This window comes from Castellaniella sp. UC4447_H14, assembly GCF_052978285.1.
Window position 1 is genome coordinate 1,185,149 of the sequence record NZ_CM129666.1, and the last position, 25,488, is coordinate 1,210,636.

The 25,488-nt window shown below is 61.5% G+C and carries 16 protein-coding genes; 3 read left to right on the forward strand and 13 right to left on the reverse strand.

Going from position 1 to position 25,488, the window contains the following annotated elements; all coding sequences use genetic code 11:
• Positions 1-8: 8 nt before the first annotated feature.
• Both rho and gdhA read left to right on the forward strand, forming a co-directional pair.
• Entirely contained in the window at positions 9-1,265 is a 1,257-nt protein-coding gene (rho, locus tag ACVCMJ_RS05780; RefSeq protein ID WP_447080486.1) for a transcription termination factor Rho, read from the forward strand.
• A 13-nt stretch (positions 1,266-1,278) separates the two neighbouring features.
• Positions 1,279-2,619 carry an NADP-specific glutamate dehydrogenase gene (gdhA, locus tag ACVCMJ_RS05785; protein WP_447080487.1) on the forward strand — a complete coding sequence of 447 codons (1,341 nt, stop codon included), beginning with the start codon at positions 1,279-1,281 and terminating at the stop codon, positions 2,617-2,619.
• Positions 2,620-2,750: 131 nt separating this feature from the next.
• Here gdhA and ACVCMJ_RS05790 read toward each other — a convergent pair whose 3' ends face one another.
• Positions 2,751-6,455 (reverse strand): YhdP family protein, encoded by a 3,705-nt coding sequence (locus ACVCMJ_RS05790; protein WP_447080488.1) that lies wholly within the window; start codon positions 6,453-6,455, stop codon positions 2,751-2,753.
• 79 nt (positions 6,456-6,534) lie between these two features.
• Here ACVCMJ_RS05790 and glnE point away from each other — a divergent pair, with 79 nt between their 5' ends.
• Positions 6,535-9,291, forward strand: coding sequence for a bifunctional [glutamate--ammonia ligase]-adenylyl-L-tyrosine phosphorylase/[glutamate--ammonia-ligase] adenylyltransferase (gene glnE / locus ACVCMJ_RS05795; protein ID WP_447080489.1), 2,757 nt, complete (start codon positions 6,535-6,537; stop codon positions 9,289-9,291).
• Between the two features lie 125 nt (positions 9,292-9,416).
• Here glnE and clpB read toward each other — a convergent pair whose 3' ends face one another.
• From clpB to ACVCMJ_RS05855, 12 genes are all read right to left on the reverse strand, one after another.
• The gene (gene clpB / locus ACVCMJ_RS05800) at positions 9,417-12,008 is read right to left on the reverse strand and encodes an ATP-dependent chaperone ClpB (RefSeq protein WP_447080490.1); all 2,592 of its coding nucleotides are present in this window, start codon (positions 12,006-12,008) and stop codon (positions 9,417-9,419) included.
• 94 nt (positions 12,009-12,102) lie between these two features.
• On the reverse strand, positions 12,103-13,692 hold the full coding sequence (locus tag ACVCMJ_RS05805; RefSeq protein WP_447080491.1) for an LTA synthase family protein: 1,590 nt from the start codon (positions 13,690-13,692) through the stop codon (positions 12,103-12,105).
• Positions 13,682-14,431 carry an SDR family NAD(P)-dependent oxidoreductase gene (locus ACVCMJ_RS05810; protein WP_447080492.1) on the reverse strand — a complete coding sequence of 250 codons (750 nt, stop codon included), beginning with the start codon at positions 14,429-14,431 and terminating at the stop codon, positions 13,682-13,684. The genes ACVCMJ_RS05805 and ACVCMJ_RS05810 overlap by 11 nt, the downstream gene beginning before the upstream one ends.
• Positions 14,431-15,564 carry a capsule biosynthesis protein gene (locus ACVCMJ_RS05815; protein WP_447080493.1) on the reverse strand — a complete coding sequence of 378 codons (1,134 nt, stop codon included), beginning with the start codon at positions 15,562-15,564 and terminating at the stop codon, positions 14,431-14,433. Before ACVCMJ_RS05815 ends, ACVCMJ_RS05810 begins: the two co-directional genes overlap by 1 nt.
• Before the next feature lie 84 nt (positions 15,565-15,648).
• Positions 15,649-17,649 carry a capsular polysaccharide biosynthesis protein gene (locus tag ACVCMJ_RS05820; protein WP_447080494.1) on the reverse strand — a complete coding sequence of 667 codons (2,001 nt, stop codon included), beginning with the start codon at positions 17,647-17,649 and terminating at the stop codon, positions 15,649-15,651.
• A gap of 107 nt (positions 17,650-17,756) precedes the next feature.
• On the reverse strand, positions 17,757-19,304 hold the full coding sequence (locus ACVCMJ_RS05825; RefSeq protein ID WP_447080495.1) for a CDP-glycerol glycerophosphotransferase family protein: 1,548 nt from the start codon (positions 19,302-19,304) through the stop codon (positions 17,757-17,759).
• 296 nt (positions 19,305-19,600) lie between these two features.
• Entirely contained in the window at positions 19,601-20,398 is a 798-nt protein-coding gene (locus tag ACVCMJ_RS05830; RefSeq protein ID WP_447080496.1) for an acyltransferase, read from the reverse strand.
• Between the two features lie 102 nt (positions 20,399-20,500).
• Positions 20,501-21,610, reverse strand: coding sequence for a stealth family protein (locus ACVCMJ_RS05835; RefSeq protein ID WP_447080497.1), 1,110 nt, complete (start codon positions 21,608-21,610; stop codon positions 20,501-20,503).
• Positions 21,611-21,678: 68 nt separating this feature from the next.
• On the reverse strand, positions 21,679-22,341 hold the full coding sequence (locus tag ACVCMJ_RS05840; RefSeq protein WP_447080498.1) for an ABC transporter ATP-binding protein: 663 nt from the start codon (positions 22,339-22,341) through the stop codon (positions 21,679-21,681).
• Positions 22,341-23,135 carry an ABC transporter permease gene (locus ACVCMJ_RS05845; RefSeq protein WP_447080499.1) on the reverse strand — a complete coding sequence of 265 codons (795 nt, stop codon included), beginning with the start codon at positions 23,133-23,135 and terminating at the stop codon, positions 22,341-22,343. The genes ACVCMJ_RS05840 and ACVCMJ_RS05845 overlap by 1 nt, the downstream gene beginning before the upstream one ends.
• 4 nt (positions 23,136-23,139) lie before the next feature.
• A complete protein-coding gene (locus tag ACVCMJ_RS05850) occupies positions 23,140-24,264 on the reverse strand; it encodes a polysaccharide biosynthesis/export family protein (RefSeq protein WP_447080500.1) in 1,125 nt (374 codons plus the stop codon).
• On the reverse strand, positions 24,257-25,459 hold the full coding sequence (locus tag ACVCMJ_RS05855; RefSeq protein ID WP_447080501.1) for a Wzz/FepE/Etk N-terminal domain-containing protein: 1,203 nt from the start codon (positions 25,457-25,459) through the stop codon (positions 24,257-24,259). The genes ACVCMJ_RS05850 and ACVCMJ_RS05855 overlap by 8 nt, the downstream gene beginning before the upstream one ends.
• Positions 25,460-25,488 lie beyond the last annotated feature (29 nt).

Sequence of the window (25,488 nt, forward strand, 5' to 3'; positions counted from 1 at the left end):
CCTTTCCCATGCATCTGAACGAACTCAAAGCACTGCACGTCTCGCAGCTGCTCGACATGGCTGCCGAACTCGAAATCGACAACGCCAACCGGCTGCGCAAGCAGGAACTGATGTTTGCCATCATGAAGCGGCGCGCCAAGCAGGGCGAACAGATCTTCGGCGACGGGGTGCTGGAGGTGCTGCCGGACGGCTTCGGGTTCTTGCGTTCGCCTGACACATCCTATCTGGCGAGCACCGACGACATCTATATTTCGCCCTCGCAGATCCGGCGTTTCAACCTGCATACCGGCGACTCGATCGAGGGCGAAGTCCGCGTGCCCAAGGACGGGGAACGCTATTTCGCACTGGTGAAGGTGGACAAGGTCAACAGCGTCCAGCCCGAAGAGATCAAGCACCGCATCATGTTCGAGAACCTGACGCCGCTGCATCCCGACGTGCCGATGGTGCTGGAACGCGACCTGAAGGGCAAGGAAAACATCACCGGCCGCATCATGGACATCTTCGCGCCCATCGGCAAGGGCCAGCGCGCGCTGATCGTGGCCAGCCCGAAATCCGGCAAGACGATCCTCATGCAGCACATCGCCCACGCCATCACCGCGAACTATCCCGACGCCGTGATGATCGTGCTGCTGGTGGACGAGCGGCCCGAGGAAGTGACGGAAATGCAACGCACCGTCCGCGGGGAAGTCGTGGCTTCGACCTTCGACGAGCCGGCCACGCGCCATGTGCAAGTCGCGGAAATGGTTATCGAGAAAGCCAAGCGCCTGGTTGAGTTAAAAAAAGACGTTGTCATCTTGCTGGATTCGATCACGCGCCTGGCACGCGCCTACAACACGGTGGTGCCGGCCTCGGGAAAGGTACTCACCGGTGGCGTGGACGCCAACGCGCTGCAGCGGCCGAAACGATTCTTCGGGGCGGCGCGCAACCTCGAGGAAGGCGGCTCGCTCACGATCATCGGCACGGCCCTGATCGAAACCGGCAGCCGCATGGACGAAGTGATTTATGAGGAATTCAAGGGCACCGGCAATTCCGAAGTGCACCTGGAACGGCGATTGGCCGAGAAACGCATTTATCCGGCCATCAACCTGAACAAATCCGGCACGCGTCGCGAGGAGCTCCTGATCAAGCCTGAGCTTTTACAAAAAGTCTGGGTGCTGCGCAAATTCATCCACGATATGGATGAAGTCGAGGCCATGGAATTCATCCTGGACAAAATCCGGGCCACCAAGAACAACGCCGAATTCTTTGACATGATGAAAAAATAAGCGAGCACTTTTGATGAGTCTATCTTCCGTCGATCAATTCCTGTCCCAAGTCAAGGCACGGGACCCGCACCAGCCCGAATTCATGCAGGCCGTCAGCGAAGTCATGCACAGCCTGTGGCCGTTCATCCAGAAAAATCCGCGCTACGCCAGCCAGGCCTTGCTCGAACGCCTGGTGGAACCGGAACGCGCCATCCAGTTTCGCGTCGCCTGGGCGGATGATGCCGGCCAAATCCGCGTCAACCGCGGCTTTCGCGTGCAGTACAACTCCTCCATCGGCCCCTACAAAGGCGGCATGCGCTTTCACCCGTCGGTGAACCTGTCGATCCTGAAGTTCCTCGGCTTCGAGCAGACCTTCAAGAACGCGCTGACGACCCTGCCCATGGGCGGGGCCAAGGGCGGTTCGGACTTCGACCCCAAGGGGAAGTCGGACGCCGAGGTCATGCGTTTCTGCCAGGCGCTGATGCTGGAACTGCACCGCCACCTGGGCCCGGACACTGACGTCCCGGCAGGCGACATTGGCGTGGGCGGCCGCGAGGTTGGCTTCATGGCCGGCATGATGAAAAAGCTTTCGAACCAGAACGGCTGCGTCTTCACGGGCAAGGGTATCGCCTTCGGCGGCAGCCTGATCCGCCCTGAGGCCACGGGTTACGGCCTGGTGTATTTTGCGGAAGAGATGCTCAAGCAGGCCAACCAGTCGCTTGAGGGCTATACGGTGGCCGTGTCGGGTTCGGGCAACGTGGCGCAGTACACCATCGAAAAGTGCATCCAGTTGGGCGCCAAGGTCATCACGGTTTCGGACTCGCACGGTTGCGTGATCGATCCCGAGGGGTTCACGCCCGAGAAGCTGGCCGTGCTGATGTTCATCAAGAACCAGCAGCGCGGGACGGTCCAGGATTACGCCAAGCAACTGAACCTGACCTATGAAGACGGCAAGCGGCCGTGGCACGTCCCGGTGGACGTGGCTCTGCCCTGCGCCACGCAGAACGAGCTGGAAATCGGCGACGCAAAGACGCTGATCGCCAATGGCGTGCGATGCGTGGCCGAAGGCGCCAACATGCCTTCCACCATCGAAGCGGCCAGCGCCTTCATCGAGGCCGGCGTGCTGTACGCGCCCGGCAAGGCCAGCAACGCCGGCGGCGTGGCCGTCTCGGGCCTGGAAATGGCCCAGGACTCGCAGCGCATCTCCTGGACGCGCGAGCAGGTGGACGAGAAGCTGCACGACATCATGCGCGACATCCACGAAAACTGCGTGAGCCATGGCGCGCAAGGCCGCAAGATCAACTACCTCAACGGTGCCAACATCGCCGGCTTCGTGAAAGTCGCGGATGCCATGCTGGCGCAGGGCGTGTATTGAGCGGTCTTCCCGCTTGGGCAGGCTGCCCAGCCACTAAGCATGGATCTGCATGAACTCACCCCAAAGGTTGGACACCCATCCAACCTTTGGGGTGTTTTTCATGACGTTCACCCGAAAGACCCTGCGGACACTCAGCGTACGTCCGGGACGGGCGAGGCGGCGGCCACCGGGACGTCCCGAACCTTGGGGTCATCCCACGTTCCGGTGATGCGATAGTGGGACGTCATCGCCTTGGCCAACGGCGTCTTCAGTAGCCACTGCGTGATGAAGGCGCCCAACCCGACGATGGGATTGATCGCAATGCCGGCGGCAATCGCCGCGCCGCTCACATCCAGGTTCGGGACCACCACCGCCTGCATGTTCAGGGTCTCGTCCACGATGTTGGTGCTGCCTTCGAGCAGGATGGTGCCCACCGATCCGATCAGCTTGTAATCGTGCACCTGGGCCACCGCGCGATCCAGGCTGACCGAGCCCCGCAATTGGTCAAAGGGCACGCCCTCGTGCAAAAGCCCGGCCAGCCCCCGATCGAGCTTGGTCAGACGGGCGATGGACTGCAGCGACAGGAATTCCAGCAATTTTGCCGTGTGCGAGCCGAGCTTGGGGAAACGCCCCTTGTCCAGCGACACCTTGAGGTCGCCGCGCAGCTTGGCCTTGTCGTGGGACCATGGCAGATCGCGCCACTCGAAGCTGCCCTTCAGATCGCCGGAGCCGCCGACCATCACCCCCTTCCAGCCGGCGTGGTCCATCCACGCCCCCAGGTCTTCGGTCTTGATCGACGCGTTCAGGCTCAACCCGCGATCGGCTCCGCGCAGGCGCCACGTTCCGCTGCCGGCCAGGCGGGTGCGGTCGTCTCCCATCCGCAGGTGGCTCATGTACCACACATGGCGCACGCCATCCCGCTCGCCGTCCAGCGACAAAGCGCCCATCGGGCGGCCGTACAGCCGGAAGTCGTCCGCCTGCAGCACGATTCCCGGGATTTCCAGATCGTCGTCGAAGGCGGCATCTTCGTCGACCTTCGCATCTGGCAACAGCGCGTTGTTGTCTCTGGAATCATCGCCCAGGCTCAGGCGCGCAAAGCGTGCCGACATTTTCCCCTGCACGCGGCCGTTCTGTTCCTGCCACTTGAGCGTCCCAGTGGTCTGGGCCGAACGGACGTTCATCGACCAGCGCTCGTCTGCCGACTTGACGACGCGCACCACGGCATGATCGAGGCGCGTCCCCAGCAGCCGCAACTGATCGGCCTGCGCCGAAAGCAGAGCCAGATCGGGCCACAGCGGGCGCCCGGCCGCATGGGCCGAACGTGTCCGGCCGCGCCGCACAATGGAAAACTCATCCAGGATCCGGTTCCAGAGGTCCAGATCAAACAGCGGATAGGCAATCTCCACCTGAAGGCCAGGCGCCAGGGTCGCCGCCTGGCCGATGCCCACCGCCGCCTGCTGAAAATAGGGACCTTTGCTCACGCTGCGCCGGTGGCTCAGGTCCACGCGCAGGCTGTCACCATAGCGGATCTCCAGCCTGTCGTCGGCGGGATCGGCGTCCGACCACTGCAAGCTCAGTGTGCGCGCCTCGCCCTGCGGCTTGGACAGCGGTGCCGGGAAATCCAGCGCCAGCGCCGACGTGTCCGACTCCAGATTCAGCAGGTAACCCCGTTTCTGGCGCGCCAGCCGGGCCTGATAAGCCAACCCGCCCGTGATCCGTTTCATCCCCGGGACATCCACGAAACGGCCGATCACCGCAGCGCTCATCAGTCCGCGAAACGTCAATCCGGGATCCGCGGGGCGGCCCAGGTCGCCGAGCACATGGACGGCGCCGCCCAGGAAGCGTCCCTTCAACGGCTGGACGATACGCACGCCCGTCTCGGTGAAGTGAATCTGGCCCTCCAGATCCTGGAATGCGGGCGCCTGCGGCAAGAACTGCAGGCTGGTCTGATGGACGTCCACGCGCCCCTGGACCTGCGTGTCATGGCTGTGCAGCAGCGGGACGGTGATCGCCAGAGGCACCTGCCAGTCGCCCGTCACTTTCGCCTCGTCGAAGAGGCCATTGAGCATCGTCCCCAGTGGCGAACGCTGGATCAGCGCCAGGTAAGCCGCCGCAGGCGCCGTCGTCTGTCCCGAAACCGACAGCACCGGTTCGTGTTCCATATCCGGAATGCGCGCCTGCAACGTGTGCATGGCAATGGACTGCTCGTCCGAAGATGCCATGCTGGCCTGGTCCGCTTGCAGGCTCAGGTCCATGCGATGCAGATCGACCCGGCCGGCCGGTACCTGCAGCAATGGCCAGGACTGCTTCAGCGAACTGTCCGGCACGAAGTCGATGCGCGCCCCGCGGAAGCCGCCGGTGACCCTGAAATCCCCCGCCTGGGGGTGCTCGCCGAACGGAAATTGCGCCAGATCGCCCTTGAGCAGCCACCGGGCATCGACCACCTCGCCCGACTGCAGACCGGTTGCCAGCCACTCTCTGGTGTCCGCGTCCACCACGAGTGGCAGATAGCGGTGGATCGCGCCCAGCCGCGCTCGCGTGATCGTGCCGCTGAGGTCCGCCACGCCGGGACCTTCATTGCCCTGCCACGTTCCCTGGAACCGCAGGTCGGCGTCGGCATTCTCCCAGCGGGCGTGATCGAGCTGCAACTGCCAATGGGCCGCATGCCGCAGCCGGCCGCTCGCCGACAGGGTGCCGAGATTGAGCACCGAAGCGAACCATTGAGGCTGAAAGAGCTGGGTGCCCTGGGCGCGCGCCTGGAAGGAGAGCCCGTCCGCCTGACCGGATGTCGCGCCTCCGGATGGTGTGCCTTCGGACGCCGCAACGCCGCGCGCCGACTCGACCGGCGGTCCCGCACCGGGTGACTGACCGGCCGCTGCCAGCCCCGACCGGGCCTGTCCCGCCATGGACTGCCACTGTGTCCAGCTTCCCTGAACCCAGGCCGCCGCCTCGGGGACGCGCACATTGGCGTTGTGCGCCCCCGCCCAATCCAGCGATCGGATGCGCGCCTGCACCGTGAGCCGGGGAGTGCCCGCCGACATTTCGGCCCACGCCTGCAGGTCCAGCATCCCCTGGCGCCACTCGGCCGGCATCGGCGGTACCCACGGCTGCCAGGCAAGCGGTTTGATCTGCGAAGCCTGCAGCCAGACCCGCCCGTGCGGGGGCCAACGCCCCTGCATCAGCACGGCCGCGTCATCCAGCACGGCACGCAGGCGCACATGCGCGCCGCCCGCTGCCTCTGCCCGCGCCGAAGCCTGCAGGCTGGCGCCGCTGGCCGTGTCATGCCGCCAGACGGCATTGAGCTGATCAAATGACAGAACAGGCGCATCCCCGTCGCGCCAATGCAGCGTCACGTCGCGAAAAGCAATCAACGGTTGGGACAGCACCCACTGCAACCAGGGCGGCACGGCGGCTGGCGCTTCGCCGCCCGGCGTGAACGACAGTCCCAGGAGGCTCACGCGGCCGTCCGGCAGCCGGGAGACATCCAGCGCCATCCCGCTGGCCTGAAGTCTCAACAGTCCCTGGTGACCGGGCAACAGGGCCCGCCAGTTCAGGCGGGCCTGCACGGCCGGCACGCTCAGGAGTTCGTTGCCGCGCGCATCGCGCAAGCGGAGCCCCTGCACGCTGAGGGCGGGATCCCAACCGTGCCATTCGGCATGCAGCGGCCCCAGCTCGACCTGTACGCCCAGCGCCTCGGCCACGCGCTGCGCAATCTGCGGACGCCAGTGATCGACCTGCGGCAAAACGGCATAACGCAGTGTCAGCAGTCCGAGACCCAGCCCGAAATACAGGCAGGCCACAAGGACCAGGAGCCCGCGAACCCAGGGGGCAAAACGGCTTGAAATCAATTGGCGCATGCCGTTGTTTGAAGTATGTTAGAACCCCTTGCGAGTTCGGCCCGCGCCGGCCCGCCCAATTGAATCACGGGCAGTTCCCATGTCTGACGCCATTATATTAAAGCCGGCCCTGCAGTGGTCCGGGGTGCTGCGCCGGTTCCTGCTGGCCCATCCCGAGCAGGAGGGCCGGCTGGTGGCCGATGCCGCGCAGGCCGTCACGCGCAGGACCTTGCTGGACTGGTATCAGGAGCTGACCCCGGCGGACGGCGACCAGCCGATTCCCCCCGATGTGCTGAAGGCCGCCCTGCGCAGGGTGCGAGGGCGGGTGTTTGCCACGCTCATGGTACGCGACATCGCCGGGCTGGCCTCACTGCAGGAAGTCGTGACCGCCATGACGCAGCTTGCCGATCTGGCGATCGGCCAGGCCTACGCCTGTGCGATGCATGCGCTATCGGAAGTCCACGGAACGCCGCGCCACCCGGATACCGGCGCGCCGCAAGACATGCTGATCCTGGGCATGGGGAAGCTGGGCGGAAAGGAGCTGAATGTTTCGTCGGACATCGACCTCATCATGCTGTACGAGGAGGAAGGCGAAACGGACGGGCGGCGGCGCATCAGCTACCACGAGTTCTACGGCAAGGTCTGCCGGCTGCTGTCCACCCTGCTGTCCGAGCAGGACGCCAACGGCTATGTCTTTCGTACCGACCTGCGGCTGCGGCCGGACGGCGACAGCGGCCCGCTGGCGTGGAGCCTGGCGGCGCTCGAGAACTACCTGGTGGCCCAGGGCCGGGAATGGGAACGCTATGCCTGGCTGAAAGCACGGCTCATCCCCTGCCCGCTGTTCGATACGGCCTGCTTCGATACGCTGGCCCATGAGATCGAGTCGCTGCGCGTTCCCTTCGTGTACCGCAAATATTTCGACTTCGACGCACTGGCGGCTTTGCGCGGGCTGCGCGAACGCATTCGCACGGACTGGCAGCGCCGGGCGCTGGCCCGCAATGGGGTCGACACGCGTCACAACATCAAGCTGGGGGAAGGCGGCATCCGCGAGATCGAATTCGTCATCCAGCTCAACCAGCTCATCCGGGGAGGTCGCCAGCCGTCGCTGCAACAGCGCAACCTGCTCGCCGCCCTGCATCGGCAGCGCGGTGCCGGCATCCTGGGCGAGGCCGAGGCCAATGGACTGGAGGCTGCCTACATCTTCCTGCGCCGGCTCGAACACCGCCTGCAATATCGGGAGGACGAACAGACCCATCTGCTGCCGCGCACTGCGGATGGAGTGGCCATTCTGGCGCAGGCCATGGGCTACACCGACACGGCCTCGTTTTCGGCGGATCTGGAACGCCACCGCGCCTTCGTGGCCCAATGCTTCCGGGACGCCTTTCGCATTGCCGGCATGGGTGGCGAAGAAGAATCCCCGCACAGCGCCGCCTCGCAACCAGCGGGTCCCGCGCCGCTGTCGGATGTCCAGGCCACCGAGCTGCAAGCGCGCATCGACACGCTGCTGGATAGCCATCGCGTTCTCAGCCTGCCGCTCACCAGTCAAAAGCGCGTTCACGCGCTCATGCCCGGCCTGCTCCAGGCGGCCATGCGCACCGCCGCCCCCGCCGAAACCCTGCAGCGTCTGCTCAACCTGGTCGAACACATCGCCCAGCGCAGCGCCTATCTGGCGTTGCTGGCCGAATATCCCGAGACCCTGGCCCGGATCGCCCGCATCGTCAGCGCCAGCCCCTGGGCCTCGCAGTACCTGACGCGTTATCCGCTGCTGCTCGACAGCCTGATCGAATGGCGCAGTCTCATGCAGGCGCCGGATTTTCCGGCGCTGGCCGAGCAGCTTCGCTCCGACCTGGACGCGTGCGTGCTGCCCGACGGCCAGCCGGACGTGGAGCAGCAGATGAACCTGATGCGCGACGTGCAGCACCAGGTGACCTTCCAGCTGCTCGCGCAAGACCTGGAAAACGTGATCAGCGTGGAGGGGCTGGCCGACCACCTGTCCGCGCTGGCCGATCTGCTGCTCGCCGAGACCATCCGCCACGTCTGGCCCCAAGTGCTGCCGCGTGATCAGCGGGCGGATCCCCCGGCGCCGCGCTTCGCGATCATTGCTTATGGCAAGCTGGGCGGCAAGGAACTGGGCTACGCCTCCGACCTGGATCTGGTGTTCCTGTACGACGACCCCGACCAGGAGGCCGGGGAGCGCTACGCGAAGCTGGGGCGGCGCGTCGCTTCGTGGCTGTCCACCATGACCTCGTCGGGACGCCTCTACGAAATTGACCTGCGGCTACGCCCCGACGGGGATGCCGGCCTGCTCGCCGTCCCGATTTCGGCCTTCGAACGCTACCAGACCACGCAGGCCTGGTCCTGGGAACACCAGGCGCTCACCCGGGCGCGTTTCGTAGCGGGCGATGCCGACATCGGCCAGCGCTTCGAGGACATCCGCCGGCGCATCCTGCTATTGCCGCGCAACGCGGCGGCACTGCGCAGCGACGTCCGCACCATGCGCGACAAAATCTCGCAAGGCCACCCCAACCGCGGTGCCGACTTTGACCTGAAACACGACCGGGGCGGCATGGTGGACATCGAATTCATCACTCAATTCCTGGTACTGATCCATTCGGGCGCGCACGCGGAGCTTCTGGGCAACCTGGGCAACATCGCGCTGCTGGGGCTGGCGGGGCGCGCCGGGCTGATCCCGGGCCCCCTCGCGACCGAGGTGGCCGACGCTTACCGCATCTTCCGCCGCCGGCAGCACGCCCTGCGCCTGCAGGGTGCCGACAAGGCCCGCGTACCCGCCGCCGAACTCACCCGGGAGCGCGCCGCCGTGCGCAGCCTCTGGCAACAGGTACTGGGCGATGACTAGAATGGGGCCGACGGCACGGCCGGCCCGCTGGGCGCTGCCCCTCCCGGCATGAAAAAGGCCTTCACGAACGGACGCCCGCGAAGGCCTTTCTTCAACACCGACGCCCGCCCCGAGCGGGCGGGTCACTACTGCAGCGTACGTTCGAACACGAACTTTTCGCCGTCCCAGTCCACAGGAATCACGTCCCGGGGCCCGAACTTGCCTTCCAGGATAAGCCGCGCGACCGGATTCTCCACAAACTGCTGGATCGCCCGCTTCAGCGGCCGGGCGCCAAAGACCGGGTCGTAGCCGACACGGGCCAGTTCCTGGATCGCAGCATCGGTGACTTCCAGCCGCATGTCCTGCTGCGCCACGCGTTCGGCCAGGCGCTGGAGCTGAATGCGTGCGATGGGCTCGATGTGCGAAGCGTCCAGGCCATGGAACACCACGATCTCGTCGATACGGTTCAGGAACTCTGGCCGGAACGCGGTCTTGAGCTCGTCCCGAATGACTTCCTTCACGACCTCGTACGGCTGGTCCGCCATGTCCTGGATATGCTGCGAACCGATGTTGGAGGTCATGATGACGACAGTATTGCGGAAATCCACCGTGCGCCCCTGGCCATCGGTCAGGCGGCCATCATCCAGCACCTGCAGCAGCACGTTGAAGACGTCCGGATGGGCCTTCTCCACCTCGTCGAGCAGGATCACGCTGTAGGGTTTGCGCCGCACGGCTTCGGTCAGGTAGCCGCCCTCTTCGTAGCCCACATAGCCCGGGGGCGCCCCGATCAGGCGCGCCACGGAATGCTTCTCCATGAACTCGCTCATGTCGATGCGCACCAGGTGGGTGTCCGAATCGAACAGGAATTGCGCCAGGGCCTTGGTCAGCTCCGTCTTGCCCACGCCGGTGGGCCCGAGAAACAGGAACGAGCCGTAGGGCCGATTGGGATCGGCGAGCCCGGCCCGCGACCGGCGAATGGCTTCCGAGACCAGACGCACGGCCTCGTCCTGGCCTACCACACGTTCATGCAGCACGGCTTCCATGCCCAGCAGCTTGGCGCGTTCGCCCTGCATCATGCGCGAAACCGGAATGCCGGTGGCCCGGGAGACGACCTCGGCGATTTCCTCGGCGCCGACCTGCGTACGCAGCAGCCGGGGCTTTTCAGAATCGGCATCCCGATCGGCCGACTCGGCCGCCTTCAGCCGCGCTTCAAGCTCCGGCAGACGGCCATACTGAAGCTCGGCGAGCTTGTCGTACTGACCCTTGCGCTGAAGCTCGGCCATCTCGGCGCGCACGCGTTCGATTTCTTCCTTGACGGCCTGCGAGCCCTGGACCGCAGCCTTTTCAGCCTTCCAGATCTCCTCGTAGTCGTTGTATTCCCGCTGCAGCGAGGCCAGTTCCTCCTCGATCGCCCTCAGGCGCCGTCCCGAGGCCTCGTCGGTATCCTTGCGCACCGCTTCGCGTTCAATCTTCAACTGGATGATGCGGCGGTCCAGCCGGTCCATCACCTCCGGCTTGGAGTCGATCTCCATCCGGATCCGGGCCGCGGCTTCGTCGATCAGGTCGATCGCCTTGTCGGGCAGAAAGCGGTCCGTGATGTACCGATGGGATAATTCGGCCGCGGCGACGATGGCCGGATCGGTGATCTGCACCCCATGGTGCAGTTCGTAGCGCTCCTGCAGCCCGCGCAGAATGGCGATGGTGGATTCGACGTTCGGCTCATCCACCATGACCTTCTGGAAGCGGCGCTCCAGGGCAGCGTCCTTCTCGATGTACTTGCGGTATTCGTCCAGCGTCGTGGCGCCCACGCAATGCAGTTCACCGCGCGACAGCGCGGGCTTGAGCATGTTGCCGGCGTCCATGGCGCCCTCGGCCTTGCCTGCCCCCACCATGGTGTGCAGTTCGTCGATGAAGACGATGGTCTGGCCGGAATCCTGGGACAGTTCCTTCAGCACCGCCTTCAGGCGCTCTTCGAACTCGCCGCGATATTTGGCGCCCGCCAGCAGGCCCGCCAGGTCCAGCGCCAGGATGCGCTTGCCCTTCAGCGTCTCGGGCACTTCGCCGTTGACGATACGCTGTGCCAGGCCTTCCACAATGGCGGTCTTGCCCACGCCCGGCTCGCCGATGAGCACCGGGTTGTTTTTCGTGCGCCGCTGCAGGATCTGGATGGTGCGGCGAATCTCGTCGTCACGCCCGATCACCGGGTCCAGTTTGCCCTCCCGCGCGCGCGCCGTCAGGTCCAGGGTGTACTTCTTCAGCGCCTGACGATTGTCCTCGCCCTCGGCACTGGCAACCGTCGCGCCGCCGCGCACCGATTCTATGGCCGCCTCCAGCGCCTTGCGCTGCAAGCCGGCTTCGCGCAAGGCACGCCCCGCTGCGCCTTTGTCGTCGGCCAGCGCCAGCAGATAGAGTTCGCTGGCGATGAAGTCATCGCCGCGCTGGCCCGCTTCCTTGTCGGTGCGTGCCAACGCTGCCTGCAGTTCACGCCCGATCTGGACGTTGCCCTCGGCGCCCTGCACGGTCGGCAGCGCGTTGAGCTGGCGTTCGAGCTCGCCCTGGAGCCGCTGCACCGCCACGCCCGCCTGAGCGAGCAGGCTCGAGGTGCCGCTCTCGGGGTCGGCGAGCAGCGCCGAGAGCAAGTGCACGTTTTCGATGTAAGGATGATCATGACGCACGGCCAGACTTTGGGCGTCGGCCAGCGCCTGCTGAAACTTCGTCGTCAGTTTGTCTAATCGCATGGTGGGCGGTTCCCGAAATGGGTGGGGGCGATACGCCCCGATATCCCGTACATGCGGCCGGCGCGGCGGATTTTCAAGACTCCGCCGCCTTACTTCAGGCCATCAGGCCGACCTGGCGCAGCCAGCACCGCGACAGGTTTTCCGCCAGCAGATTCACGGACGGGTGCGCACCGGACTCCCAGTTGTTCCAGCAGACATAGGGAACCCGCCCCGATGGCAGACCGTAATGCCGGTAGACCTCGGGCATGATAGGCACATGGTCGCCATACCAGCACAGGCTCGCCGGGTGGCTCAAGGACTTCAGAGTGGCGCGCAACCGGGCCGCCATGCGATCGGCATTGCGCAGGTGGCGCAGATAAACGGTCAGGTCTTCGCATCCGGGAGGCGGTGGCTGAACGTACAAACCATTCAGATCGTCCGGCCGTACCGATTCCAGATGCAGAGGGCCGTGGTTTTCCATAGTGATCGCCATCACGAACAGCGGCTGGTCCGACTGCCGCAGCAGGCGGCTGACCTCGTCGGCCACCGCCGCATCATCCATATACGGCCCTGCCGGATGCCGACCCTCAAATGCGTGAATGTCCAGAAAGGCATCAAATCCCAGATGCGGATAGACACGGTCGCGCTGATAGAACGTGGCGGGATAAGGATGCACGCACACCGTGCGATAACCTCGGCGCTTCAGCCAGGAGGCCAATGAGGCCAGCCGCCATCCGGCGGCCAGCGCCCGATAGGGATTGAAGCGGTGCACCCCCAGCCGCTCAACGCCGATCCCGGAGAGAAAAGCGAATTCCGTGCGGATGGTGTTGGCGCCCCACGCCGGTACCGTCAGATCGCCCCACAATGGCGCATCGGCTTGCAGGCGGTCGAATTCGGCCAGCACATCCGGCCGGATACCAGAGCATAGGCGCCGCGGATCGAAAAAGGATTCGCTCTGGATGGCGACCAGGTGCGGGAGCCCGGTTGCGCGCACGCTGACGCCGCCCGGCGGCATGGCCCCATGGCGACCGCCCGACAATGCATCACCCAAGCTCGCCCACGCCCGATTCCGCGCTGCAAAATCAAAGGGTGAGGCGATCACCGGCCGATGGCTGGCCGCGCGGGCATACTGCCAAAGGCAGGCCAGAAAGCCGAGTTTCGCCAGATCGGCGCCGGGGTGATAAGTGACTGGGGCAAGCTTGAGCGATCCACGCCACAGCAGGAACATGCCGGCCGTTGCCACGGCACATATCCCGCCCAGATGGCCATACAGCCTCCAGCGATCATCGAGGCTTTCCTCGGCCGTCAGGCCAACCGCCACCGCCAGCAGTACACCCACGGCCGCAGCGGAAAATTTCGCCCAGCCCAGGAATGGAATATAGAGGCGCGGGTGACGGATGGCATCCGTAAAATATTCGTAGTCGTGGAACACGAACGGTTCACGCAAAGACCTGTATTTGGCATTGTTGACCTGTACCAGCACCATCCAGAGTGCGGACACCAGCGCCGCAGCGAACCACGGCCGCCCCAATAGCAGGGCGAGCACGGCATGCGCCACACACCACAGGCCGGCATGAACCGCCCAGGCCGCCCATGGCCGCACCCACGGAGGTCGCGGCACCATCAGACGCTCGATCCCCACGGAGAGCGCCAAACCCGACAGCGTAGCCGCCACCATCGACGTCAAGTCCGGATCAAGCCCCATAACCCATCCAGCGCACGATGCGATGCGACACGGCCGCCGGCAGTACGGCCAGCCACCAGGCACCCCAGTTCAGAGGAAATGGGAAACTGATGCGAGCCCGGTCGCGCGCCAGGCCACGGCGAATCGAGCGGGCCGCGCGCTCAGGGGACCACAGCCACGGTTTGGGGCCCGGCATAACGTTGCACATGGCGGATTCAACGTAGCCGGGCATGATGACATTGACGCGGATGCCTTCGGGGGCCAGCCAGCCGCGGAGGGCTTCCCCGTAGGCCTTGATACCGGCCTTGCTGGCACAATAGGATGGCGTGACCGGGAGGCCGAAGTACCCAGCCAGGGAACTCACGAACGCGATCTGCCCCCTACCCTGCGCCCGCATGGCCGGCAGCACCGCGTTGGCGACCCGGACAGACGCCTTCAGGTTCACGTCCAGCAACGCTTCGACCTCGTCCCAGGGCTCCGGCGCGCCGTCCGGCCCCACGTGTGTGTTCATCCCGGCGTTGACGATCACCAGATCCAGCGCGCCCAGGCCGGTCAACCAGTCCTGCAAGGCCTGGCCATCACGGACATCCTGGCAATACTGCTGGACTGTGGCTCCCTGGGCCGCACAAGCGCCGGCCACCTGCGCCAGGACGTCCGGGCGGCGGCCATGCAAGACCAGGGTCACGCCGGGCGCTGCGTAGGCATGCGCGAGCGCCGCGCCTATCGCGCCGGTGGCGCCCGTGATCAGGACTCTTCGCATCAATCGTCCAGCAAGCGCGGCAAACTGTTCTGTACCGCCAGGGCAATCCCCATGGCACCATAAAGCCCCCCGTTTACCGTCGCCTGCGCGAGAACCCGCTGGCGCAGGCGGCGAAACCGCTGCATATCCGGTGGCATGCAGCGCGTCCAGAAGGTGTCCAGATCGCCGTCGTGCACGAGCCCCGGCTGCGCGTACAGTGCCTGACCCAATACCATCAGAGGCAAACCCGCTTCCAGCGCCAATGACCCAACCGTGCTGTTGACGGTCACGACCCCCGCAGCCTGGCGCAACAGTCGGGGCAGTTGACCCGTTTCCATATAAAACACACGGTCCTTCACGCCATATCGTTCAACCAGGTGCCGCAATGCCCGGCCATGGTGGGCCAGCCCCGGATCGAGCGGGTGGTTTTTGACCACCAGCGCCGCATCGGCCGGCGCGTGCTTCGCGAAGGATCCCACCACACCCTGCATCAATTCCCGCATGTCGCTGAAAGGCGAATGCTGCCGGATCTGGCTGTCCCCGTCCAACTGCAGCGGCAGCACAAAAAACCGCTGACGGCGCAGCAACAGAGATTTCAAGAGCCGATCGTCGCGCTTGCGATACCACCGCAGCGCCGGAAGGCGCCACGCGTAGCCCAGATATTCCAGCGGCGCAACGTAGCGCGCGTGATTTCGGTAATACGGAAACAGCACAGGATTCGCCACCCCGGCGGTGTGATAGGCCACGTCATGCACCGCCCGACGCCAGAAAGGCGATTTGAAAGCGGTCGGCTTGCCCGGCGGCTCAAAGTCCGGGGCCGCATCCCGCCGCAACATCGTCATCAGCGGCGAATGCGCATTGACCCCGCCTCGTTCCAGCGTGATGCGATACGGACGAAAATAACCTTCCTCGAACACATGCACGCGCAAATGCAATTGCTCGGCCACCATGATCGCTGGCTGGTGGACGGGCCGGCAGTCGCCGAATAGCACAACGTCAGTCACCCGCCACTGGCGGAACCGACGCTCATAGAACTCCGGCAGCTGCGCCAGCCGCCCGCGAAAGGAAACAGCATTGCCCAAGCGCCAGTACAGCGCATCGCCGGCGGTGAAGTTCACGCGGCAGACGGAATGCCCCGCCTGGCGCAATGCCATCGCCAGTTCCCGGAAAAAGGGTGAACAAGGCCCCTGTAAAAACAAGAAAGAACGGCGCATTCCGTCAGAATTCAGAAAAATGGATCAAACCGCGGTACGCCATGATTGCCATAGTGCCCGCAGCTTGCGCCCATTGCGCGCCCACAAGCCGCGATTCAGCAGGTTCAAGGTGCCATCGCGCTCACGCTGATCGCGTTCCTCGACCAGGCGATGCAAGACCGCTTCGCAGGTGGTGTAACCCTTCAGCAGAGGGTCCCAATAGATCGGATATTCCAAAAGCGCCCCTGCGATCAGCTCCGCCAGGCTGAGCCGCCGGTGGCGGCGCCCAAACGCCGCACCGCCCTTCGCTCGATCCGTGGTGAGCCCCCAGCCCGCATAAAAGGGCTGTCCATAGGTCACCACCCGCTTGTTACGCAACAGCGCGTCAAAGCCCGTGAGCGACGTCATGGTGTGCACCACATCGCATGCCTCGATGCAGCTAATGACGGAACAGCGAGTTTCCACATGGTCGGCATAGCGCCGCGCCTCGTCGAACCTCACCGTTCCGCGGCGATTGCCGCAGGCCACATCGGGGTGGGGTTTATAGACGATATAGGCGCCCGGGTGCGCCTGGCGCGCGGCTTGCAGCAGGCCCAGATTGGTACGGACATCCGTGCAACCAAAGCGGATCGATGCATCGTCCTCGACCTGACCGGGCACCAGGATTACCTTGCGTCCTCGCGGCTGCCAGTCCACGGCGGCTCGGGGTTCCAGATTGTATTTGGTGATGCCGTGCGCCACGATGAATTCACGCACGGATTCCGCACGCTGAAGTTCACCCACCGACCAGACACGCTGGTTCAACAGATTCTCCAGATCCGAAGGTCCGGTGGGGTCAAAATACAGGCCCGTTTCGTCCAGCACCAGCGACTGCGGCGGAATCATGTCCGACCCCAACCCCACCGAGCGCACGAAACCATCTTCGAGACGGACCAGACGGGCGCCCCGCGCAGCCGCCAGTTCCGCTAGCCCGACAGGTGGCTGGCGGCCCCAAAATGCAAGCGAATCTCCGCAGGCTATGTCGAGTTGAGCAGCCCGCCGGCTGTTCCGCACAAACCGCACCGACCCGTCATAGCAAGACAATAGCGGTTTCAAATGGGCCGCCTTCCAGTGGCGAAATCCGATACAGATGATCCTGCCGCCATGGCGCCGATGCTTGCGCTTTTGCAGGATCAGCCAGCCAATCACATCGAATATCGTGCCTGGCCGATGAGTCAGCGGGTTCAAATAGCGGGTGTAATGAAAATAGGCAGCCGCAAACAGCTCGTCGACCGAGCGGCGGCGCGTGCGCCGGGGGCAGGACTGACGATCGTCCGTCACCCCCCAACCGGCATACCAGGGAATGCCGAATACCGACACCGGCTTGCCAACCAGCAGCGCCTCGAAACCCATGGTGGACGACACTACATACACACGGTCCATCTGCCGCATGAGATCAATCGGATTGACGGGATCACGCAGCAAGACGGTACGACTGTCCGGCGCAACGGCCGACAGATACCCCCGTTTGGCGCCGGACGAGACTTCCGGGTGCGTCTTGACGTAGATTGTGGCGTCGGGATTTTCGCGCCGCGCGGCAGTAAGCATCGCTCGAAAGGTATGCGCCGATGCCGCGCCCAGCGAAACGCTGACATCCCCGACCGTCTGATCAACGACCAGCACGCGAGATACATCGTCTGGACACACCGTGCCGGCCGACAGATCCGGCGCGTGATTGTATTTACTGAGGGCATGTTCCTGTATCAACGAGCGAGCCCGCACCACCTGTTCGTGCAACCCTTGCAACACATCCTGGTCGGACTGCAGCAGGTTCTCCAGCGCGGATGGTCGGGTACTATCGTAGTAAATACCTCGGTCATCAACGATCAGAGATAACTGCGGAGACGCGCAGCCTGCGCCATAAGAGCGCAGAAAGCCGTCTTCCAGGCGAAGGAAGGGCAGATTTCGCTCGCGTGCGTATTGCAGAGCTCGCTGGGTATTCGGTTTGGAACCCCACCCCGCCACCCCGTCAACGCCCGAATGCCGCAGCCCGCCACTCAACTGCACAAAAGAATCTTGCAGCAGCCATTCTGCAGGGCGATTGCAAAGGACGCCGTTGGAAAAAACGCCGATAGTGCGCACAAAATGAGCGGCTGGGGCCCCCACCGGATGTATCAAAGCCTGTGGCCAGGAGTAGACCGCACCTCAGGCCCAGCGGCCCCCATCATGCCCCCATACCGCCCCGACTGACGAGCACGGTCGGTGGCGGCGGCCCCACTCCTTTCTCTTAAAAGTCCGTCTTTTACAATCCTATCGACGAGCATACCAGTGCTATTTGAACCAAAATCGTTCACTATCTCCCGAAATCTTTTCAAGTACATTCCGTCAATACCATGACCATATTGATGGGCAATCACATCCCTCAACTGCTCGCTGCAAAAGGCTACAGGACCGAACACGTTCTCCCTATTGAGCATAAGCTCCCCGCCATACCTTTCCATACATTGATCCTTCTCCTTCCACCAAAAAGCCACCGCGCAACCTCTATTAAATGCATCGTATGCTATCGATGAATAGTCCGTTATCAGCAGCGACGAGCTGCGCAAGCCATCCTCGTATGATAGATCTGTCAAGTAAGGAGAAAGCTGGGTGCCGTAAAGAGCTCCTCTAATCAAAGGATGTGGCAATAGGATTACCTGCACCTTTAGATCGTCGGGCACAGATTCTACGATCTCCATGCACATCTGGAAATAGCTTGACCTTGTGACGTCCAACGCTATAAGGTTGTAGTCCCATGGGCGCCACGTTGGCATAATCATAATTTTATTGTGTTGCTGGAATCTCGTTCTACGGTCAAACTTGGGCAGACCAGTTACATAGATATTTTTCTCCAGAAACCCGGCATGCAACCGGAATTGCTCGGCTTCCAATTGAGATGAGACGACCACTTTCGCGTTGTCAGGAAATATCTTGCCAGCGCGAAAATTTTTCCTTTCCTTGGCTCCTAGGGAAACCATGTATGAAACTCCGTGTTGGAGAAATACAAAATCGAACTGGCGGCGGGCCAGTTTTTCGAGGGCGAAAGGACTCGCAATCCTTAAGTCAATGGCATGGGCGGGTGATTCTGTGGCGATGAAAGTCTTACTTAGAAAAAAAGCGAGGTAATGCTTAAGACTCCCCTTGAGGATTATTTGATCTCTATATTTGTCATCAATGTCCAACGAGGCCATCGCCTCCCCAGACAATATGAATCTCACCTCCTGATATCCGCAGTCAACGAGCCTTTCGAATAACATGGAGGCGCCTTCCTCGTACTTACTAGACTTCTTCTCATATAGCAGAACAGGTCTAAGGCGCCGTGGAAGAAACCAGAGAAGAGACGACAGCACCCATGCCAGCATGATCTTGGCTTGATAAAGTCCTTTATCAGATATGACCGTTTCACGAATGGTCAAAAAGCTATTTCCATTGCCCCCCATCCTGATATATGCGGATCGATGGCCATCCAAAAATATCATTTTGCTATTGAGATATCTCTGACGGCCAAACCCGAACGTCTTATATCTGATGGGCCTTCTAAAATCGAGACCACCCGAAAGGCTGCGCAAGAACAGACCGCTGTGTATCTCCGTGAACGCTGAGGGATCCAGCCTGAATCCGTACAGCACGAAGAGAAAGCCGAAATGGAATACCCGAAAGGTCAGCATGAAGGAGATCTTCACCTTGATCTCCCTTTTCGAGGCAAATACCTGGAAGGATTTATTATCGAACGAACTGTGTTTAACTAGTCCCAGACACAAGCAGGAAAGCCAAAAGTCCTTGCGACTCTTTTTTATTCTGATAATAGAATTATGTATCCGAAATCTTTTGCTATATACGCTTTTCATCTTCCACCGCTTGTATAATTGCGCAGTTTTACAGAATTGATCGCATTAACCGACATGAGAGGCGTGAATCGGGCTTCTCGGAAAATCAAATTTCTACGATGACGGTCCTCGCAGCGTGGAAGTCTGCATCTCTAATCTTCGCTAACAAGATCACTCCGAAACCTCTTCTCATACAGTTGTTGAATCTGCACGGATCTCTTGGCATTGTTCCGTAGCCACATTTTTTTACCGAGGTCCACAGCTTTAGCTGGAACTCCGGCCATGAGACTAAACCGTCCGCAAGATCTCGTAATGACAGCCCCGAACGCGACAATCGAGCAAGCCCCAATTCTTACTCCTTTCAGGATGGCCGCCCGTTGGGCGATCCAGACATAGGGCTCAATAATGACCGGTCGAACCGCCTTGTTCATTTGCTGTCGGCTCTCTAGGTCTATGACGAGATGGCCGTCCGCCGGGCGAATTACCAGCTCAGGCCCAATTAAACAATGGTCTCCGACGATCAGCCCATTTCCCGAGACACCAGAATTGAACCCAGTGCTCCAGCTCGAAGATGCCGTAACTGAGACACCGTTCCCTACTATCACGAAATCCTTGGCGCCTAGCAATACCGCAGTCACGCCATTCAACGCGGCGTCTGCCCCAATATAAGAAAATTGGCCTTCTGACTTGAACGAAATCCTGCTGTTCTTTATTGCCGCACCGGTCCTTATGATCACCCTGCAATTCACTGCCTTATTCGTGAATATGATCTTCAGCCCTTCCGGAGGTTTGCCATCCTCCATATATATGCGATTCGACGCATCACCTACTATGCCGATATCACCGGGAGTATATTCAGACAGCTTTTCTGTGAACGTGAGAAAATCAGCAACGCAAAATTCGACGGCTTCTTGAGTAAGCTTATCGAAGGAATACGGCTTGAGCATCATATTTCTGTAGCGAAAATCAGTGAGTGTGTACGAAGAAATTCCCGCCAGAACCCGACGGTATTCCTTTAGCTGCGATCGACATATCTGTCGCGGTTCAGATACCTAGCTGCACGGAAAGCCATAGTATTCCGCGATAAACCTGTCAAACGACGCCTCGTAGCCGGGCACGTTGTCTATATCACTGACGTCATTTGCGCAAAAGGAGTGCGGTGCCGCTCCGTTCTTTTGCGCCATAATAAGGTTTTCGTAGTACCGTGAAGCCGTAGGGGAAGCGATATTGAAATAGTGACACACGTCCCGTCCCAGGCACGCCATCCCCTCCAAATACATGAGCCATGGGACCAGGAACGTGGCAACATTCAGGTCACCATCACTTCGAAATCTGCTTGGCTGAAAGCGAATTATTTCGTCTTCAAAATAGCTCCAGGCCAAGCGATAGGCAGACTTCCGCAGAGGCACATAAGTGTGTACCAGGGGAACGTCCACCGACACTCCGTAGCGTTGCTGTAGAAGGCGGGAGCTGGTGAGGGACGCGACAAGTGTCGCCGTCCTGATTCCTCGGTTCACCAGCTTGGAGATGCGCTTTCCAGACGGAAACAGCATTGCAAGGCCATTCGAAGAGAAAAAATGGCCCTTTGCAAGCGCCCGGGCGGCAAAAACGTCATCGTTAAAATAAATGAAATTTTCTGACAGCCCAGTGATTTTATGGAGATTCGCCTCTATTACGTGCGAGTTGAACGTTGGGAGATACCGGGACGATATAAACTCATCATGAGCCACAAACTTGATCCTGTCGTCGACGTGGTCCCAGTTTGGTCGCTGTCCGTCGGTGACGATGTATACCGATCCTATCCATGGCATATTGGTGAGAACGCTATGGACGGAATACGTCAATTCGTTATGATTTCTAAATCGCGCCCGGCTACGTGCATACAGGCTCTCCACTTTGCCGGAGGACAGGAGGAAGTTTTGCCTTTTCTGTTCCCAGCATGGGTCACTACAGTCGACCCAGGTGAAGACAGCGTCTACAGGGACGTCGTTGGGGATCAGCCCCTCCAAGAGGCTATTGGATGAGATCAGCGTTTCTTCGGTATACGCGTCACATCCTATTTCGTTATAAACAGGAGGGTTCCTCTTCATCAGTAGATCGCGGAAGAAAAGCTCGGGGTCACGGACTAGTTTCTTGAGCTTTCGGTGGGCGTTTCTCGTCATATGATTTTTGATTTGCCGGATCGCTATGAGAATGATTGGATTGGAAAATCCGCAGAGACCGATTTCGTCTATCCCTGCTGGTAGGCCCTAACCCCGGCTTTTACTTCCTCATAGAGATGGATCTGTCCCGCTTGGACCACCAACACCAAATCGCAAAGGGAAGCTACATCCCCCATGTTATGCGACACCAGCAGTACATTGGCTTTCCCGATCTTCTCGTGTAGTGCGGCCTTCGCCCTCTTCTTGAAATGTGCGTCGCCGACCGACATTGCCTCGTCGATCAGGTAATAATCGAAATCAAACGCCAGGCTCAGGCCAAAGGCGACCCTGCCTCGCATGCCGGACGAATAGGTCTTGACCGGTTCATCAAAATAGTTGCCGATCTCAGCAAAGGATTCAACGTAATCAACGATTCGCTGCAATGCGGAACCACTTGCCCCTTGAACCCTGGCCACGAACTTCACGTTCTCGCGCCCGGTCAGTGATCCTTGGAAGCCGCCGCTCAAGCCCACAGGCCACGAGATCCGCTGGTCCGTGATGATCTGGCCGCGGTCGGGAACATCGATGCCACCCAACAGCCTCAACAGCGTGCTTTTGCCAGACCCATTCCGGCCCAAGATGGCGACATTGCGCCCTTCTGGGATCGTGAACGACAGATTTTCGAATACACGATATCGTTTTTGTTGGCTTCGATCGCGGTACGACTTGTACAGATTGCGGACTTCAATCATCAGGCCGCCATCATGTGCAGGCGCCGTGCACGATACAGGCCCAGGCCGATAAATACGGTGGCTGCCGCCCAGACAGCGGGGTATACCAAATTGATCTGTGCGATGACTGGGTATGCGGTGCTGGTATCGATTCTTAGCAACTCGATCACGTGCAGCCAGGGATTCAGAGCCATCCAGTCCAGGACGGGGGACGGCAGATGCCACACAGGAAAGATTGCGCCAGACAGCAGATACAAGGGGAAATACGCAAGCCTGATGATGCTCTTTGATTCCGGCATGACTTCCGCGAGGGCGCAGTAGATCATCCCCAGCCCAAACGCCAGGGCAAGGCCCACCAGCCACGTCAACCCCCATTCCAGGGGTGCATGAATACGCAGGTCATAGCCTCCCCAGAATGCCATGACGAATCCAACCAGGAGCAACACACTGGCAGAGATACAGAAATGCACGACGAAACGGGCAATCCACGCATCGATGACCTGTATCTGGCGGTAGGCGAACAGAGCGCGGTTCGCCTCCAGGGCCTCCATCATGTTCAAAGATATATTCTTGAACATCAGGAAAGGCAGCACGCCCAACAACAGGAAGACCGGTAAATCCATGCCTGGCAACCCCCTGCTTCGGATATAGGCGTAGATCAGCATCATCAGCACCAGATGCAGAAGAGGTTCCAGCAAGGTCCACACACCGCCCAGGCGCCGCGAACTGAATCGCACCTGCATTTCACGCAGCACCATGGCGAAGACCACGGCACGGGTGATGCTGAACGCGGTCCGGGGCGGGATCACAGCCATGGTGTCAGTTCCCCAGGGTGTCCGCGGTCCGGCCCAGAACCAGGACCTGCACAATGGGCGAGATGATCTTTTGCCATTCATACACGCCCGCATTGGTCACGTAGATCGCGTCTTCGGGCTGTACAAGGAACTGCCGCGCCAGAAATAGCGCTGATGGGTCGGCCATGTTCAGGCGGAACACTTGGGCCCGGGGCTTGGCAGGCGCGGCGGCGTCCGACGACGGCTGGGCATCGGCCAAACGAAAAACGAAGACCCCTGTGGCGTCGGACGTGCTATCGCGCAGGCCGCCGACCACACCCAGCGCCTCCAACAGGCTGGGGTTTTGCGATGGGAAATCATGCAGGCCGGGCTTCACCACAGCCCCCATGGCAACGAATCGCTGCCGGTTGCGGTCGAGGATGACTTCCGAGTCCGGGGGGATGATGCGGTTCTGGCCTTCCAGCACGTCCTGGTAGTTGTAGACTTCGGCGTGGTCTCCGGTACGCAAGGTCACGCGCACCAGATAGGGTTCCAGTACAGCACCGCCAGCGCGATTGATGGCGTCCAGCAGCGTGAGCGGGCCGTCCAGCGCGGAGATTCTTCCCGGATTCTTCACGGCCCCCGCGACCAGCACCGCATCCGACCGGTCCCCCGTCAGCGCCACGTGAACCTGGGGATCGACAGCCACGCCCTTCAGCTTGCGGCGGATCAGTTGTTCGGTTTCGTAGGGTGTCAGGCCGGCCACGCGGATATGGCCGACGTACGGCAGCGACAGGCGGCCATCGGCATCGACACGGAGTTGCGGGAAGACGGTGCCGCCGCTGCTCAGCGGGGCAAAAATGGCGCCGTCCGCAGCCGTATCCGCGATCATCAGATGGATGACATCTCCAGCGGCCAGCCGCAGTTGCGGCATGCGTTTTTCCGTCACGGCGGCCACGGGCTCGGCATCCGGCGGGCGCATGTAGGGCGCGATGGTCCGGGCGCTCAGGTCTATCAGCTGGTAAGGCGGCGTGGCATCGGGCGTATCCGGTTCAGCCTGATGCTGGATCTGGCGGATGGATGGGCCCCCGGCCGATAGAAAGGATCCCGCACACCCCGCCAGCACACCACAGAACGCCAGGCACACCAAAAGTCGCAAGGGTTTAATCACGATGGTCCTCGATGCTGGCGATGATGAATCGGGTGATGCCATAGGCCAGCAACAGCACGATCAACAGAGTGAACAGGTTGTACAGACGGCGTGGGTACAGGGCCTCATCGGGCAGGTTGGGCGACACGACCGTCACCAGACTGCGGATTTTCTTGATGGCCTCGATACGGGCGTTTTGGAGCGCGACCACACCCAGCTTGTAGGTCTCCTCGGCGATCTTGCCATCCACCTCCAGCTTGCGGAACTGCGCCGCTACCACATTCAGATTGTTCTGGCCTTGGTCAGACAGCAGCCGCTTGTTTTCGACATCCAGTTGCTGTTCCAGCGCGCGGATCTGGGTCTGCTTGGTGCGCACGGCCGGGGCGTCGGCGGTTAAGCGAGCTTTCAGCGCCTTCAACTCCGCGTGGGCCGTGACCAGTTGGGACTCCAGTTCGCCGATGATGGTGGCACGGTTTTTGGCGGCCTCACCCGCATCCAGGAATTGATTCCGACGCTGGAAATCCAGAATCTGGTCGCGCTGAGCCTCATAATCCCGGTGGGCATGGGCCAGTTCATCTTCGGCGAACTGCACTTGTTCGCGAGCCATGCGGTGCGACAGCTCATTGACGAAAATCTCACTCGTCTTCAGGATGAATTCCAGGCTGCGCTGCGCGAAGGCCGGATCCAGAGCCTCTACAGTCACCGTCAGCAGGCCGGTCTCCTCATCGAACTGGGCGTTCACCAGGCGCTGATAGAACACAAGCTGATCTTCAGTGGTGGCGTCGGACGGCAGCCAATAAAGCGGATCGCGCCAGCGGCCGGCAAAATGGGCAGTCCATTTCAAGCGCGCATTCAGGGCGTCCAGCATGTCCTGGGACCGGATGTACTCGCGCAGATACAAGGTTTCTTCGCGCGACGCCGGGTTGGTGCCCGTCAGCATCATGGCCAGGCCGGGCAGCGCCTGATTGGACTCGCCATTGGTTTGGCGCACGGCCACCTGAGCCTGGCTGACATAGCGGCTGTCGGCTAGCAGAGCGTAATACACGATAGCCAGGACCATGGGAAGGATGACGATGCCCCACAACAGACGCCGTTTGCGGCGCCGTTGGGTGACTTCGGCCTGGATGTCCTCCAATTCCAGGTCGGGCACGGTCCGGTCCGGCTCCGCTGCGACGAAAGCAGTGGATGAGGTAGCGGGGAGGTTAATGTCGGCCATCAAATTTCGGTATTGGAATTCTGGTCTGT